This window comes from Paraflavitalea speifideaquila, from assembly GCF_032395985.1.
Taxonomy (GTDB): domain Bacteria; phylum Bacteroidota; class Bacteroidia; order Chitinophagales; family Chitinophagaceae; genus Paraflavitalea; species Paraflavitalea speifideaquila.
In genome coordinates this window covers 8,119,118-8,133,556 of the sequence record NZ_CP135920.1, presented here as the reverse complement: position 1 = coordinate 8,133,556, position 14,439 = coordinate 8,119,118, and the positions used below count along the sequence as shown (strand labels likewise).

Sequence of the window (14,439 nt, the reverse complement as noted above, 5' to 3'; positions counted from 1 at the left end):
GTTAAGTCAATGTTAAGGAAATAACTGTTGTTTACGGGATCACATGATTCACCAAAAGAGGGGATGCTTTATCACACGAAGATGTGATGGAAATGATGGCTTTTCAATGAGATAAAATGGTTTACCATTCATCACAAAATTTTAACTCTTTTAAGAAACCTTTTGATTCTGAAAGCCTGTTAAAATACTGTAAATTGTATCGTAATTGATTCAATACACAGGCTTTGTGAATTATCTGGCGCATGCATACCTCTCATTTAATATTCCAGCCGTACTGGCAGGGAATCTTATCAGCGATTTTGTTAAAGGCAAAAAGCAATTTGATTATCCGGCCAGCGTGCATAAGGGCATTGTTTTGCACAGAGCTATTGACCAGTTTACCGATGAGCATGTTGAAACGGCTATCGCCAAAGAGATCTTCAGGCCTCAATACCGGTTGTACAGTGGGGCCTTTGTAGATGTAGCGTATGATCATTTTCTGGCCAATGATACAGCCCAATTTACGGGCAATAGGTTGTATGAATTTTCTCAGGAAGTGTACCAGGCATTGGACCAATTTGTACCCCTTTTCCCGGCTCCCTTTCGAGCTATGTATCCTTATATGAAAGAACAGAACTGGTTATATGGCTATCGGGAGCACCAGGGAATTGCGAACAGTTTTCAGGGATTGGTGCGCAGGTCGGCCTACCTTACTGAAAGCCGCACTGCTTTCCAACTCTTTGAGGACAATTACGATGCTTTGCAGGCGTGTTATGCTCGTTTTTCCCTGCCTTAAAAGCTTTTGCGTTTACCACGCTGGAGAGCCTGGATAATAAAAAATAGTTTAATCTGTTTTTAATCATTTTGAATGGGGGTAGCAGCCGGCCGGCAGGTCCTATTCGTATATTAGTTTGCCGGTTTGGTTAGTCGGCAGCAGATTACCCAAACAGGTGATGTGTAGCTTCCGGTTATCCTTTAAAAACCATTAGGTTCCATCGTAATCTGTTATTTTTGCCGCTTAAAGAATGAAGGATATGAAGGAAGTGAAGCTCCTGTTTTTGCTGCTAATATTTTGGGCCTCAAGCTCCCTGGCCCAGTTGAAATTGTCGGGAATTGATAAGTCGCCCATGGATATGGCGTATTATCCGGTCAATTACCCGGTTTTGAAGATTCAGAATAAGGTGAGTGAGCCTTTAATGGCGCGGGTTATTTATAGTCGGCCGCTAAAGAACGGGCGTTCTGTGTTTGGAGAGCTGGTAGAGTATGGGCAAATTTGGCGGCTTGGTGCCAATGAAGCTACAGAAATAGAATTGTACAGGGACGTAAAGTGTGGTACAGATACGAAACTAAAAAGGGCGCTATACGATGTATGCGATCCCTTACCAGGATAAATGGACGATCATTTTCAATAAGGAAACAGATAGTTGGGGAGCATTTCAGTATGATTTTAAAAGGATGTGTTGAGGGTGGATGTACCAACGCAAAAGGTTCCGGAATCGGCCGAAGCTTTTACGATGCAATTTGAGAAGGACAGTAGTGGTCTTTGCCTAGCCATTATGTGGGACAATGTAAAAGCACAGGTTCCTTTTAGTTTTCAGCCTAACTGATCTATTGTTATTTTATTCATATATGCACAGATCCAGTAAATACCACGGCTTTTATTCTGATTGGCTTATGCGGTTTGTTATGGGCATGTGAGCAAAAGTCATCTTCGGGCAGTAACCAGGTTACTATTAATCCGGCCATTGGCACACCCACCGACAAGCAAGTGCCATTGGGGGTTGATAAATCTCCCATGGATATGGCTTATTTTCCGGTGGATTATCCCAAGCTTAAAATGTCGGGCAATGCAAAGGAGCCATTGGTGGCCCGGGTGATCTATAGCCGGCCCCAAAAGAGTGGACGGGCTATTTTTGGGGATGTTCTTAAATATGGGCATACCTGGCGGCTGGGTGCTAATGAAGCTACGGAAATAGAGTTTTTAAAGACGTAATGATTGACAAGCAAAAGGTGCAGAAAGGGCGATATGTACTTTATTGTATTCCCTATGCAGATAAGTGGACGCTCATATTAAACAGTGACCTTTTTACCTGGGGCCTTAAAATAGATTCTGTCAAAGACGTTCATAAGTTTACTATTCCTATCAATAGAACGAATTACCCCTTTGAAGTATTCACCATGGAGTTTGAAAAATTGGGTGAAGGCGCTGAGCTGATCATGGAATGGGACAGCGTCCGGGCTAAATTGCCTTTTACCTTTTAAGTGTTGTATCTTAGGCCTCTATGTGTGGAATTGCCGGAATAATAGGAGCCAGCCCGGCTCAGGCTTCGGTAGCGCGTATTAAACGCATGACGGATGCGCTGGCACATCGTGGTCCCGACGGAGCAGCTCATTGATTGCGCCGGGTGGTTGCCTGACCTTGGGGCATCGCCGGTTATCGATCATCGACCTAAGTGACGAGGCAGGACAACCCATGCATTACCTGGGGCGCTATACCATTGTATTTAATGGAGAGCTCTACAACTACCGGGAGTTAAAAGAAATACTACAACATAAGGGTTATCAATTCAGGTCACAGTCAGATACAGAAGTGATCCTGGCTTGCTATGATGCCTGGGGCGTTGATTGTTTGCAACAGTTTGATGGCATGTTTGCCTTTGCAATCTGGGATGAAAAGGAGCAAATGCTGTTTGCGGCCCGTGACCGCTTTGGAGAAAAACCTTTCTACTATTATAGGGATAAAGAGCAGCTCTTATTTTCCAGTGAGATGAAAGGCTTGTGGGCTGCGGGTGTAGAGAAGAAGATGAACGAGAGGATGCTGTTCAACTATATTACGCTCGGCTATATACAGAACCCTCAAAATGCCAGCGAAACGTTTTATGAGGGGATCCAAAAGCTGGCAGCCCGTTGTTATTTGTTGTATGATGCCCGCAAAACAACGCTGTCGCAACATAGTTATTGGGATATTGATATTACACAACCCAGCCGGCCAGTTGATGAAAAAGCGGCCATTGAGCAATTGGGTTCCTTTTTGTCCATATCGGTTAACCGTCGGTTGCGGAGTGATGTACCGGTAGGAACTTCTCTAAGTGGGGGCTGGATAGCGCTTCGGTATTGGCTTGCATTCACCGGGCTGCTGAAAGGCCTGGGGTCATGCAAACTTTCTCGGCTGTTTTTCCTGGTTTTGCGCGTGATGAATCGGCACAAATCGCCTTAACGGCGGGCCATTTTGGCGTTCACAATCACCAGGTTCAGCCGGATGCAGATAGCCTGATCGAAGATTTTGAGCGTATCTGCTACCATCAAGAAGAACCATTCCAATCGGCCAGTATTGTAACGCAGTACAAGGTATTTGAACTGGCGAAAAGGAAGGGTGTAACGGTGTTGCTGGATGGGCAGGGGGCTGATGAAATACTGGGAGGCTACAGCAAATATTATCCCTGGTATTGGCGGGAGTTATACCGGCAAAACAAGGCCTTGCTGCGTAAGGAACTGGCGGCTGGGGCAGGTCAGGGAGAAGGATGGGGCTGGAAGGATAAGCTCGCGGCCAGGTTACCTCATTTTGCCGAATCCTGGCTGATAAAACAACGAAGCCGGCAACAACGAAAGCAGAAGGACCTAAGTCCGGAATTTATTGACGCCTTTGGTATGTCGCATTATGCCGTACCGCATGTACCCAGTTTAAATGGGGTGCTTTATTATAATACCTTCCTGAATGGACTGGAAGAGTTATTGCAATATGCCGACCGCAATTCCATGGCGCATGGACGAGAGGTGCGGCTTCCATTTCTGAACCATGAGCTGGTAGGCTTTATTTTTCGTTGCCGCCGGGGTTTAAAATACGGAATGGATTTAGCAAATGGGTGTTGCGTAAAAGCATGGAGCCCTTACTACCATCTCCCATTGTATGGCGCAAGGAAAAGGTGGGTTTTGAGCCACCGCAGGCCTTGTGGATGCAGGATAAACGACTGGTGGCTTATATCCGGGAGGCGCAGCAAGTGCTGGTAGAAAAAAGGGTGCTGAAACGATCTGTACTGGATAAAAAAATTCAGCCGCAGGAAACCCATGCGGCTGAAAACTTCGATTGGAGATACCTGGTGGCCGGAACGTTACTACGATAGACTAGGGAATGGCTGAAACCCGCCCGGCCTCCCGGCTAACCTTTCTTGTATTTCTCAAAAAGTTGTGTATTACCTGATTCGTCTACTTTCAGGGTAAACCAATGTTTGCCGTCTTCCATTTTTACGTAATAGGTAACCTCATTACCGGAAGTAACTTCTGTAACACCAAAGAGGTTCTTTTTAGGGTTCTCTTTTTTGAGTTTGTTGAAGATATTCAAAGGCAGCAATTGGGGTGAATAGTAGCGTAAAGAGCTCAACATATTCCCTTCTTTGTCATAATTTACTTTGGAGCGAATACCTGCACTCACAAAGGAAACGGTGAAATAGTTTTCTGTCTCATCCCATTTTACCTCTTCGGCCTGGGTAAATGTTTCTCGGAAAGATTTCAGAACCTTTTCATTGGGATCGAAAGCGTAAGCAGCGGCTCCTAAAAGAGCTGTGCAAATGATCATTAATACTTTTTCATGGCTATACTTTTTATTAGGTGAACTATGTAATGATGAATTACGACTCAAATGTAATAGGAAGAACATATAGAAAGCAAGCCAATTGGTAAGGGCGGAAGGTTCATGATAAGCAATACGAAGGATTTCGCACATTGGGTGGTTTTGTAAGGTGTGCTGGATTGGGTGAAATGCAGTGCTGTACAGGGTTTCAGGAATGTTACACCTTATTTTTGGTTTAAGGTTAAGCTTCTGTTAAACTGGAAATCCGGAATTGTAAGTGGATAATCAGGAGAAGTTTTAAGAGTTATTCATGGAGAGGGAAAAGGTATTGGTATCAGTAAGGGATAATTCTGCATCTTTGTATCGTACATTTACTAATATTAAGAAATTATGAAGCCAGCAACGAAGTTTATACATGCCGGAGCCGAACCTGATCCTTCTACGGGTGCGATTATGACGCCCATCTACCAAACATCTACTTATGTACAGGAAGCACCTGGAAAGAATAAAGGGTTTGAATATGCCCGCTCACAAAACCCTACGCGTAAAGCGCTGGAAGAAGCGTTGGCTATTATAGAAAATGGCAAGTATGGCCTGGCTTTTAGCAGCGGTGTTGCAGCTACGGATGCCGTGTTGAAATTGTTAGCCCCAGGTGATGAAGTCATATCGGGCAATGACCTGTATGGAGGTACTTATCGCTTGTTTACAAAGGTGTTTGAAAAGTTTGGTATCCGTTTTCGTTATGTTGATATGACTGATATTTCGGCTATTGCCGCGGCTATTACGCCGAGCACGAAACTTATCTGGACGGAAACGCCTACCAATCCATTAATGAATATTACAGATATAGGAGCGGTAACAGCTTTGGCTAAACAGCATCAAATACTAGTGTGTGTTGACAACACATTTGCTTCACCATATCTGCAAAACCCGTTAGACTTTGGAGCAGATATTGTAATGCACTCTTCAACAAAATACCTGGGTGGGCATAGTGATGTAATACAGGGTGGGCTGGTGATGAATGACGCGGGCTTGCGTGAGCAATTGTATTTTATTCAAAAAAGCTGCGGAGCAGTACCCGGCCCTATGGATTGTTTCCTGGTATTGAGGGGGATCAAAACTTTGCATGTTCGTATGCAACGTCATTGCGAGAATGGCGAAAAGATTGCCGCTTTTCTGCGGCAGCATCCAAAAGTAGGTAAGGTATACTGGTGTGGCTTTGAAGATCATCCCGGCTATGCGGTTGCTAAAAAGCAAATGCGTGGCTTTGGCGGTATGATGAGCTTTACGCTGAAAGATGATAGCGTGGAAAAAGCGATGAAAGTATTGTCATCGACCAAAATATTTTCCCTGGCAGAAAGCCTGGGTGGAGTAGAGTCGCTTATTAATCATCCCGCTTCTATGACGCATGCCTCGATACCCAGGGAAGAAAGGATCAAAAATGGCCTGAGTGATTCTTTGATCCGCCTGAGTGTAGGCATTGAAGATCTGGAAGACCTGGTATTGGATCTGGAGCAGGCCATTGGTAGCTAAAACTTATACTATGATACCTATTAATGAACTGTTGCTCTTTGCCCTGGCGGCATTGGTATTGGTAATCAGCCCTGGCCCTAATATGATCTACCTTATTTCACGTTCCATTACGCAGGGGCGCAAAGCGGGCCTTATATCCCTGGCAGGTGTAGTATGTGGATTTTTATTCCACATTATATTGGTGTCTTTTGGGCTTACGGCCATATTGTTTGCTGTTCCTTATGCTTATACCATTCTTAAGACCATGGGGTGTTGTACCTGCTTTATTTGGCCTGGCAGGCCATTAAACCAGGCAGCAAAGGTGTTTTTGAAGCGAAAAAGGACCTGCCTGATGACAGTACGGCCAAACTGTTCCGCATGGGCTTTTGACGAATGTGCTCAATCCCAAAGTGGCGGTATTCTATCTATCGCTTTTCCCGCAGTTCATTAAACCGGCCTATGGTCATGTGCTTACACAAAGTCTAACACTTGGTGTTACGCAGATGTTGATCAGCTTTACGGTTAACTTCCTAATTGTGCTATCTGCTGCAAAGGCGGCCGTATGGTTTGCCAGCAAACCGCAATGGGTAAGGGTTCAAAAATGGTTTATGGCCAGTGTGCTTACGGCCCTTGCCGCTAAAATGGCGCTGGATAAAGGAAAATAAGCAGGAGCGGACAATAACAGATATTTGCAGCATGAGTGGGAAACCTAAGGACCTGTCGGAATTCTTTAATAAAAAAGCTAGTGAATACAACCAGCCTGATTTTATCAAGGCTGATCCGATCTGTATTCCCCATCTCTTTAGTAAAAAGCAGGATATTGAAATTGCCGGATTGTTTGCAGCCATTTTTGCCTGGGGCAACCGGACTACCATCATCAAGAAGTCGAAAGAGTTGCTGGTGTTAATGGACAATGCGCCGCATGATTTTGTGTTGCATCATACGGAGGAGGATCTGCGCAGGCTGGAAGGATTTAAGCACCGCACATTCAATACGACTGATCTCTTGTATTTTATCAGTTTCCTGCAACATCATTACTCAAAGCATCCTTCGTTGGAAACGGCTTTTACGCAATGGATGTTGACAGGGGATGAAACGATTGAACAGGCGCTGATAGGTTTTTATCATTATTTTTTTCTCTCGAACATATACCCAACCGTACCCGCAAGCATATTGCTTCACCCGAAAAAATTCTTCCTGTAAACGGCTTAATATGTATCTCCGTTGGATGGTGCGTCGTGACAACCGGGGCGTTGATTTTGGCATTTGGTCTGCAATAAGTATGGCTCAATTGGTATGCCCCATAGATTTGCATGTAGCCCGGGTCGCAAGACGTTTTAAGTTGTTGGAACGGGCACCTGTGGATTGGTTGGCTGCACTTGAGCTTACGAACTATTTAAGGAAGTTGGATAAAAACGATCCGGCTAAATATGACTTTGCACTGTTTGGCCTGGGGGTGATGGAGAAGTTTTAGCTAGCTGGAGGGGGCCTTCTACATTGGTAATCTCAAAAACTTGTATATGAAAAAAACAACCAGTCAGGCAATCCACCTGTGTTGCTTGCTACTGCTTTTGGTTTCTGCCAGCGTTAAAGGGCAGGAGAACAATATTAAAAAGAGAAATTCAATTGGGGGAATGGAACCCAGGATACAACAGCCGGGTATGCGCAGGCTGTGAAAATAGATAACGTGATCTATATATCAGGCACTGTAGCCAGAAATGTAACTCCCGAAGGTATTAAACAGTTATATGAAAGGTTGGAAAAACGCTGCAACACTATGGCGCTACTTTTCAGAATGTGGTGAAGGAAAACTTGTATACTACGGATATAGAAGCGATGAAGCAATATAACCAGGCTCGTAAAGTTTTTTACAAAGGTGATTTTCCGGCTGCTACCTGGATGCAGGTAAACCGGCTTTATATGCATGATGCCAGGCTGGAAGTAGAACTGATTGCTCATTTGCCCAAAAAATAACATGTGTGTATTGTTGCTGTAGGCAATAAAAGGGCTGATCAGTTAGTTCAACCCCTTGTAGTCACAAAAGAAAACCATCTGTTAGAACATAAACAAATTATTCCTGCCTCCCACTTTCTGTGGTGCAGGTGCTCGAAATTGCGGATATTATACGTAAAGGTGAGCAGGAAATACCGACGCAGAACGGTGGTTTGATTATCCTGGATATAGTTTTCGCGGGCTACCCGGTTTACACTGATATTCTGGTTTAAGAGATCATATACAGATAATTTAAGTTGCCCTTTATCGTCTTTGAGAAACAGGTAGTTGACACCTCCATTCCAGCGCAGGTTACTTTTCCGAACGCCTAGTGCTGTTTGGGGATTATAGCTGTAGTCGATAGAACTTTCCCATACAAAATGTTTGGGTAAACGTACCACTACTTCCGTACTGGCGTAATGGGTGATTACTTCCAGGTTGGGATAAATTCCGTCAGTATACTGGCTTTTGCTCCAGCTAATAGAATAGCGCTGGTTGATCTCCAATTTGTCTTTGAAATTAAAGGCGATGTAAGATCCTGGTTGCAAACGCCAGTTCTTTACTTCACTGCGGTTATTATTTACGATCACTATGTTCTGATTGTACTCTCCAAAGAAATTACCTCTTAAAGAAAGTTGCCAATTGCTTTTGAACTTAAACTGTTTACTTACGCCCACACTGGAAGAGAGGCGCCATACGCCATCTAGGTTGATGGGGCGGCTAATTTGAACGCCTTTATTGTCAATCATGCGCTCTCTGATCACGGCATTATCGCTGATGCTTCCGTTGAAATAAACATTATAGTTCATGTTCCTTTTAGTGTCGTACTTGTTGTAGTATAAGTTGAGGTTGTGTGATTGTGTAGGCTTGAGGGAAGGGTTGCCCAACTGCTGATATAAGGTATTGGTGTTGTCGACTACGGGCTGCAAATCGGTGGCCTGGGGTTCTTTTACGTTTACATTGTAACTGAAGGACCACTCTTTAACATTGATATTAAGAGCAGGCAGTACATAGTTGAAACTCTGTTTGATCGATGGGTTTTTGGCGAATTCGTTATCTATATCGAGTGTTTGATACGAGATACCAGGCATAATATTCCATTTCTTGATCTTCCAGTTGAGCAGGGTGGTGATGGTAGAACGGGTTCCGCTGCGTTTTACTGCATTGGAGAGGGTAGGGTTGATCACATCATAAGCATCGCCCGATGCGCCTTTATTGTAGGTGTCGAGTATATCATTGTCTTTGAAGTATTCGGTGTTGCCCGAAAATTTGAGGCCCAATGATTGGGTAATTGGTTCATCGTAGTTGACGGTGAGGCTGGCGCGGAAATTTTTGCATCCCGGTCACGCAATTGGTTTAAGGTACGTTTAGAGGATGCTTTATAGAAGGTATCAACAATATCATTGAATTGGTTCTCTGCTGAGTTATTAATAGAAAATCCGTGGCCAATATTCAATGCTCTTCTTTTTTTCCTGAAACTGCGATTGTAATACAGGTTATGGGTATACCCAACGTCATTGGTATTGATGTGCTGGTTGTTGTCGCTTTCGTTGAGTAAGGGCTCATAATTGCTGCCTGCGGTAGAATTGAACAAGCGCTCGGATTGGTTCTTTCTAAAGCTGACCATGGGGACAAAACGAAGGTTAGAAAAGGAGTCTAATTTCCAGCGAAGACTACCTCCCATGCGATGGGTGTATTCGTCGGATTCCTGACGGGTCTTATTCCGGGTAGTTAAAGCTGTATCTCCGAAAAACTGTTGGATATTGCTTAATTGATCTAGCCGGGAATTGTTTTGGCCATAGAAGTACTGAAGGTTGAGGGTTACATTTTTGCCAAACTCATTGTTGATATTGATCCCTCCGCCGGTACTTTTGACAATGCCCTGGCCCATACCGCCAAATGAAACACCATTTAATGAATAGCCTCCGTCTGAATTGATGTTTATACTGTTTACACCAGCCCGTCCAAACCCGCCTGTTTTCATCACATCGGATATGCCAAAGCCTGCCCTGTTAAGATTGTTGGTAAATCCCAGTAAGCTTATTTGAAAGGTATCACGAAACATATTGACGATGCCCCCTGCCTCGTAGCGGTTGTCGGTACCTGCGCCGGCATAAGCTTTTCCAAACCATCCCTGTTTAATACTTTTCTTTAACCGAAGGTTGATCACCTGACCCAGTTGGCTTTTGTTGATATCAGGGTTTTGATCCAATTGGTCTTTGTCATCGGCTACCTGTACTTTATCTATAATGTTGGTCGGAAGGTTACGGCTGGCTACTTTGGGATCGCCTCCAAAAAAGTCTTTCCCATCTACCATAATGCGGTTAACAGCACGGCCGTTTACGGTAATATTCCCGTCTTTGTCTACATCCACGCCGGGTAACTTTTTCAAGAGATCTTCCACCAGCGCAGTGGGTAGGGTTTTAAAAGCCGAAGCATTGAATTCGATGGTATCTTTTTTACGCTCACTGGAGGGCGTTCGGCGGTGACGAGTACTTCTTCCAGGGACTGGGCGTCATTGATCAATTTAAAGGTGCCCAGGTCTAATTGGGGCTGTGTGGCTGTAAGCTCAAATTCCTTCCTGACTACCCGGTAGCCGGAAAAGGAGATCACCACCCGGCACAATACGTTCAGCGGCAGGCCGGGTACTTTAAATGCCCCCTGTGCATCAGTTAGGCGGTAAGTAATAATGGAAGTGTCTTTAGCCTTAAAAACGGTAACGGTGGCCAGGGAAAGGGTTTGCTTTCCAGATGAATCCGTTAGTTTCCCAAGAATGGAACCTTTGTCCTGGGCTACTGATTTGGTTATAGTTACCATAAAACAAATAGCGAGTAAAATATATCTCATACGGGAGTGTTACGAAGTTCCCGTAATGTTACGAATAGTTCGTAACATTCTCCTAAATAATTTATAATCCTGGTATAAAATATTGTTAGGAGGGTATCAAGTAGGGTGAAAAACAAGAAGTTGTGTAGGCGTAGGTATTATTATTTCCCAAATTGTTTTAGGTTATAGACAAAGCTAACCAGGAAATATTGTTGTAAAACCTTTACCTGGGTATCTTCAATATAGGTGGGGGTAATGGTGCGGAAAATACTGGTATTTTGTTTCAGGAGGTCATAGATAGCGAGGCGAATTATTGACTGTCTGTCTTTAAATAATTGATAGTTGACTGCCATATGCCACATGGAAACGCCTTTTGGGAAGCCCGGGGCCGTACGGCTATTGTAATTGTATTGGAAATTGTGTTCAAGGATCAGCCGTTTAGGCCAGTTGAAATACAAGCTCATGGTAATGGCCTTGTTGATGTTTTCGGTTGGCTGGCTTTGTTCAATAGAATACCGGGTATCATTATACCGTATAATAAAAGCGGGCATTAAGGTGATGAGCTCTTTAAAAGTATAGGTAAGGCCAATACGTTGAGAAAAGCTATAGGTTTTTGTGATATTTTCTATTTTATTGGTGTATGAAACATTCCTGCTGTAATAACCACCGTTGCTTAGCATAAGGCGGAAAGACCAGTCTTTCTTTTTCCAACTCCGTGTGAAGTTTGTATTGTAAGTGAGGCTATAGTTACCATTGCTATTTATTGGTTTACTGATCTGTATACTGTCGAACCAGGTTTCGTATACTATCTGGTTGGTGGCGGTGGTGAAACCCAATCCCGCATTCCAAAAGGTTTTACTGTTATATTGCTGAACGCTGATATTGAGATTGTGATAAAAGGAGGGCTTGAGGTTGGGATTACCCAGCATAAGGTACAAGGTGTTTCTGTTGTCGGGTACTGATTGTAATTGATCTATGGTGGGTTGCTGGCTTCGTCCGCTATAGTTAAGATTAAGATTGCCGGTTTTGCTGAACCGGTAGCCAATATTGGCGGAAGGAAAAATGTTGGTAAAACGTTGGGCCAGGTTGCTTTTGTCGGCCTTTGATTCGTTTTCCTGTTCCAACCATTGCAGGCCCGCGCCAATTGATCCATTGATTTTTCTGTGTTGTAATTGAACAACAGGTTGGGCATGTGCGTGCGGTGATGATTGCGTACAATATTGCTGTATACTGTATCGGGTATGTCATATTGCATAGTAGTGGGGTTGTACCGGTTGGTAGCCTTGTTGTTGTGACCAAGGCCGTTTGTATAATTATACAGTAATACGACGTTTAATTTTGTGGTGATAGGTTCTATCCAGGAAGCTGTCAGGTTGAGCTGTGTATTATCTCCCGTTGTATGGCCTTGTTGGTCCAAGGTGTCTTTTGTGGTGCCTCCATTGGTTTTGTAGAAAACAGTTTCGCCTTTATTGGTATCGAAAGCTTTGTTATTACTATTGGCATAATTTAATCCAAGTGTAAAGCTTCTTCCTTGCTTTTTTAACCGGCGGCCAAAGAACGCTTCAAAGCCATTATTCTTATCATTTGATTGACTGATAAATGTATTGATGGTTGTATTAATGGTTTCCCCTTTTGTGCTGGTGGATTGGGCATTATTGTTGGTGGGGGCCTTTGTGCGACCTGTGTTGTAAAATGCATTCACATACACATCCGTCAGGCTATCGGGTTTGTATTCTATATTGATGTTGAGGCGGTGGTTATTATTGGCTGTCGTACTTTGGGTGACAGAGTTGTAGAAAAAGTGGTATCGGGCAGGATATTTTGTCTGCGGGCGCTGATTGAGTTGACCATATTGCTATTGCTGTAAAAGTAACTGCCATTTACGCGCAACTTTTTGCTGAACTCATTGCTGAAGTTGAGACCGGCTGCCTTGGTTTCGGTAATGCCGCTGCCTCCGCCAGCAAAGCTGCTGGTAGGTTTGCTAATAGAAAAGTCACCACCAGAAAAACTCATGCGATTGGTATTATTGGCATAACCAATAAAATTAAGTTGTAATGGGCCGCTGAAATAGTTAAGGCTGGCACCGGATTCGTACCTTTTATCGGACCCATAACCTGTGCTAGCCCGGCCGAAAATGCCTTTTTCTTATCTTTTTCAGGGTGAGGTTAATGGCCTTATCCTCGTTGCCAGTAGTGGTTTTGTTAAATTGTGCTTCCCGGGTTTTAAAATCAACAATTTGTACTTTATCAATGATGTCGCGGGGAAGGTTTTTGGAGGTGATCTTAAAGTCGCTGCCAAAGATGTCTTTCCCATCCACAGTGATCTTGGACACTTTTTTGCCATTCACTGTGATATTCCCCTCTGCATCCACCTCTACACCTGGTAATTGTTTTAATAGGTCCTCTACTACACCATTGATGGGGGTTTTAAATGAGCCGGCATTGAATTCGAGGGTATCTTTTTGATCATAATAGGCGGCCGTTGTGCGGAAACGATCACCTCCTCCATTTCAGCATAGGTCTTTCGTAACTGGACGGTGTTGATAATTAGCTCTTTGGTTTCGGGTGCAATAATGAAATCCTGGGTGTAGCTACGCAGGCCGCTATAGGAAACCATTACACGACAGGGTTTTGCCTGGGGTATTTCTTTTACCAGGAACTCACCTTTTTATTGGTAATACCATAAGTAATAAGGGAGGAATCGGCAACGAGGAAAACAGAAATGGTAGCTGCTTCTACCGGCTGGCGGCTGGCTGAGTCAATAACCGTACCTTTAAGGCTGGCATAACGGGTTCGTTGTGCCTGCAGTTGCGAAAATAGGAATAAGGTAAACACAATAAGGCCTGCAATAGAACGCATAATTCTACCGGATAAGATAGGTTCTGTTGCAATTGAGGACCTTACTTAAAAATACTCATTTTTGGCAGAACAGGATAACATAATCTTGGTGCAGCAGGAGCTATCCGCCGAATTTAACATTCGGCCGGTTGAGCATTATGAGGACTGGATGGGGAGCTGGCTGCGGCCATTAATTACCTCATTCAAACCAACTTTCCGGGGCTGGTCAATATGCTGTACCGGCTTGATGTAAGTGAGCCCCGCCTGAAGCAGCTGCTGGCGCAGGAGACCGGCACCAATGCCGGTGAACTGATTGCGGCCCTGATAGTAGAGCGGCAATTGGAAAAATCAATACGAGGAGCCGGTTCAAGGCTTCAAACGATATTCCCGATGACGAAAAATGGTGAATAATTCCTAAGTTCGCCCAATGAATCTGATTGAGGTTAGCAGCCCCCGTACAGCCCGCCAATTCATTGACCTGCCTAAGGTGTTATATAAAGACGATCCAAATTGGATCAGTCCACTGGACAATGAAGTGGAAGCGGTTTTTGACCCCTTGAGGAATGTTTTTTGAGCACGGTGTATGTACGCGCTGGTTGCTACAGGATGAAGAAGGTCAGCTCATTGGCCGTATTGCCGCATTCGTGAATTATGAAAAAGCCTATAAGCACCCTCAGCCTACAGGCGGAGCCGGTTTTTTGATTGTATCAATGATGTAAAAGCAGC

Annotated in this window: 22 protein-coding genes and 4 pseudogenes; 17 read left to right on the top strand and 9 right to left on the bottom strand. The window is 44.1% G+C overall.

Annotated elements, in window-relative coordinates:
• Nucleotides 1-226 precede the first annotated feature (226 nt).
• The 7 genes and pseudogenes from RS881_RS55835 to RS881_RS55810 all read left to right on the top strand — a co-directional run bounded on the left by RS881_RS55835 (nt 227) and on the right by RS881_RS55810 (nt 4,100).
• Complete coding sequence (locus RS881_RS55835; RefSeq protein ID WP_315818689.1) at nt 227-775, top strand: acyl carrier protein phosphodiesterase; 549 nt, start codon at nt 227-229, stop codon at nt 773-775.
• A gap of 238 nt (nt 776-1,013) precedes the next feature.
• Entirely contained in the window at nt 1,014-1,370 is a 357-nt protein-coding gene (locus tag RS881_RS55830; RefSeq protein WP_315818688.1) for a DUF2911 domain-containing protein, read from the top strand.
• Nucleotides 1,345-1,586: pseudogene (locus tag RS881_RS61315) on the top strand (DUF2911 domain-containing protein). Before RS881_RS55830 ends, RS881_RS61315 begins: the two are co-directional and overlap by 26 nt.
• Before the next feature lie 188 nt (nt 1,587-1,774).
• A pseudogene (locus RS881_RS61310) lies at nt 1,775-2,241 on the top strand (DUF2911 domain-containing protein).
• A gap of 20 nt (nt 2,242-2,261) precedes the next feature.
• Nucleotides 2,262-2,375 carry a hypothetical protein gene (locus RS881_RS62735; protein ID WP_527250369.1) on the top strand — a complete coding sequence of 38 codons (114 nt, stop codon included), beginning with the start codon at nt 2,262-2,264 and terminating at the stop codon, nt 2,373-2,375.
• Entirely contained in the window at nt 2,372-3,196 is an 825-nt protein-coding gene (locus RS881_RS55815) for an asparagine synthetase B family protein (RefSeq protein ID WP_315818685.1), read from the top strand. Before RS881_RS62735 ends, RS881_RS55815 begins: the two co-directional genes overlap by 4 nt.
• A pseudogene (locus RS881_RS55810) lies at nt 3,133-4,100 on the top strand (asparagine synthase-related protein). Before RS881_RS55815 ends, RS881_RS55810 begins: the two are co-directional and overlap by 64 nt.
• A 35-nt stretch (nt 4,101-4,135) precedes the next feature.
• On the opposite strand, the gene RS881_RS55800 reads toward RS881_RS55810, so the two are convergent.
• Nucleotides 4,136-4,699 (bottom strand): hypothetical protein, encoded by a 564-nt coding sequence (locus tag RS881_RS55800; protein WP_315818683.1) that lies wholly within the window; start codon nt 4,697-4,699, stop codon nt 4,136-4,138.
• 237 nt (nt 4,700-4,936) lie between these two features.
• Between RS881_RS55800 and RS881_RS55795 the strand changes: the two genes are divergently transcribed.
• From RS881_RS55795 to RS881_RS55770, 7 genes and pseudogenes are all read left to right on the top strand, one after another.
• Nucleotides 4,937-6,079, top strand: a complete 1,143-nt coding sequence (locus RS881_RS55795; protein WP_315818682.1) for a cystathionine gamma-synthase — start codon at nt 4,937-4,939, stop codon at nt 6,077-6,079.
• Between the two features lie 10 nt (nt 6,080-6,089).
• Nucleotides 6,090-6,275: pseudogene (locus RS881_RS61305) on the top strand (LysE family translocator); the annotation flags it as partial.
• A 178-nt stretch (nt 6,276-6,453) separates the two neighbouring features.
• Nucleotides 6,454-6,723 carry a LysE family translocator gene (locus tag RS881_RS55790; protein ID WP_315824940.1) on the top strand — a complete coding sequence of 90 codons (270 nt, stop codon included), beginning with the start codon at nt 6,454-6,456 and terminating at the stop codon, nt 6,721-6,723.
• A 31-nt stretch (nt 6,724-6,754) separates the two neighbouring features.
• On the top strand, nt 6,755-7,261 hold the full coding sequence (locus RS881_RS55785; RefSeq protein WP_315818681.1) for a DUF2400 family protein: 507 nt from the start codon (nt 6,755-6,757) through the stop codon (nt 7,259-7,261).
• 10 nt (nt 7,262-7,271) lie between these two features.
• Entirely contained in the window at nt 7,272-7,532 is a 261-nt protein-coding gene (locus RS881_RS55780) for a DUF2400 family protein (protein ID WP_315818680.1), read from the top strand.
• Nucleotides 7,533-7,578: 46 nt separating this feature from the next.
• Nucleotides 7,579-7,734, top strand: a complete 156-nt coding sequence (locus RS881_RS55775; RefSeq protein WP_315818679.1) for a hypothetical protein — start codon at nt 7,579-7,581, stop codon at nt 7,732-7,734.
• Nucleotides 7,735-7,855: 121 nt separating this feature from the next.
• Complete coding sequence (locus RS881_RS55770; protein WP_315818678.1) at nt 7,856-8,032, top strand: RidA family protein; 177 nt, start codon at nt 7,856-7,858, stop codon at nt 8,030-8,032.
• 47 nt (nt 8,033-8,079) lie between these two features.
• Here the strand turns inward: RS881_RS55770 and RS881_RS55765 are convergent, their stop codons facing one another.
• The 8 genes from RS881_RS55765 to RS881_RS55730 all read right to left on the bottom strand — a co-directional run bounded on the left by RS881_RS55765 (nt 8,080) and on the right by RS881_RS55730 (nt 13,734).
• On the bottom strand, nt 8,080-9,330 hold the full coding sequence (locus RS881_RS55765) for an outer membrane beta-barrel protein (RefSeq protein ID WP_315818677.1): 1,251 nt from the start codon (nt 9,328-9,330) through the stop codon (nt 8,080-8,082).
• Complete coding sequence (locus tag RS881_RS55760; protein ID WP_315818676.1) at nt 9,234-10,454, bottom strand: hypothetical protein; 1,221 nt, start codon at nt 10,452-10,454, stop codon at nt 9,234-9,236. Before RS881_RS55760 ends, RS881_RS55765 begins: the two co-directional genes overlap by 97 nt.
• Nucleotides 10,439-10,897: a carboxypeptidase regulatory-like domain-containing protein gene (locus RS881_RS55755; protein WP_315818675.1), complete on the bottom strand. Its 459-nt coding sequence runs from the start codon at nt 10,895-10,897 to the stop codon at nt 10,439-10,441. Before RS881_RS55755 ends, RS881_RS55760 begins: the two co-directional genes overlap by 16 nt.
• Before the next feature lie 140 nt (nt 10,898-11,037).
• Complete coding sequence (locus RS881_RS55750) at nt 11,038-12,000, bottom strand: TonB-dependent receptor domain-containing protein (RefSeq protein WP_315818674.1); 963 nt, start codon at nt 11,998-12,000, stop codon at nt 11,038-11,040.
• Between the two features lie 610 nt (nt 12,001-12,610).
• Entirely contained in the window at nt 12,611-12,889 is a 279-nt protein-coding gene (locus tag RS881_RS55745) for a hypothetical protein (protein ID WP_315818673.1), read from the bottom strand.
• A gap of 106 nt (nt 12,890-12,995) precedes the next feature.
• Nucleotides 12,996-13,247: a hypothetical protein gene (locus tag RS881_RS55740; protein WP_315818672.1), complete on the bottom strand. Its 252-nt coding sequence runs from the start codon at nt 13,245-13,247 to the stop codon at nt 12,996-12,998.
• 35 nt (nt 13,248-13,282) lie between these two features.
• A complete protein-coding gene (locus RS881_RS55735; RefSeq protein ID WP_315818671.1) occupies nt 13,283-13,492 on the bottom strand; it encodes a hypothetical protein in 210 nt (69 codons plus the stop codon).
• Nucleotides 13,493-13,524: 32 nt separating this feature from the next.
• Nucleotides 13,525-13,734 (bottom strand): hypothetical protein, encoded by a 210-nt coding sequence (locus RS881_RS55730; protein ID WP_315818670.1) that lies wholly within the window; start codon nt 13,732-13,734, stop codon nt 13,525-13,527.
• 210 nt (nt 13,735-13,944) lie between these two features.
• On the opposite strand from RS881_RS55730, the gene RS881_RS55725 reads away from it, so the two are divergent.
• From RS881_RS55725 to RS881_RS55715, 3 genes are read left to right on the top strand one after another with little or no spacing between them, the layout of a single operon-like run.
• Nucleotides 13,945-14,124 (top strand): hypothetical protein, encoded by a 180-nt coding sequence (locus RS881_RS55725; protein ID WP_315818669.1) that lies wholly within the window; start codon nt 13,945-13,947, stop codon nt 14,122-14,124.
• A gap of 16 nt (nt 14,125-14,140) precedes the next feature.
• Complete coding sequence (locus RS881_RS55720; protein WP_315818668.1) at nt 14,141-14,287, top strand: hypothetical protein; 147 nt, start codon at nt 14,141-14,143, stop codon at nt 14,285-14,287.
• The gene (locus tag RS881_RS55715; protein WP_315818667.1) at nt 14,277-14,432 is read left to right on the top strand and encodes a hypothetical protein; all 156 of its coding nucleotides are present in this window, start codon (nt 14,277-14,279) and stop codon (nt 14,430-14,432) included. The genes RS881_RS55720 and RS881_RS55715 overlap by 11 nt, the downstream gene beginning before the upstream one ends.
• Nucleotides 14,433-14,439 lie beyond the last annotated feature (7 nt).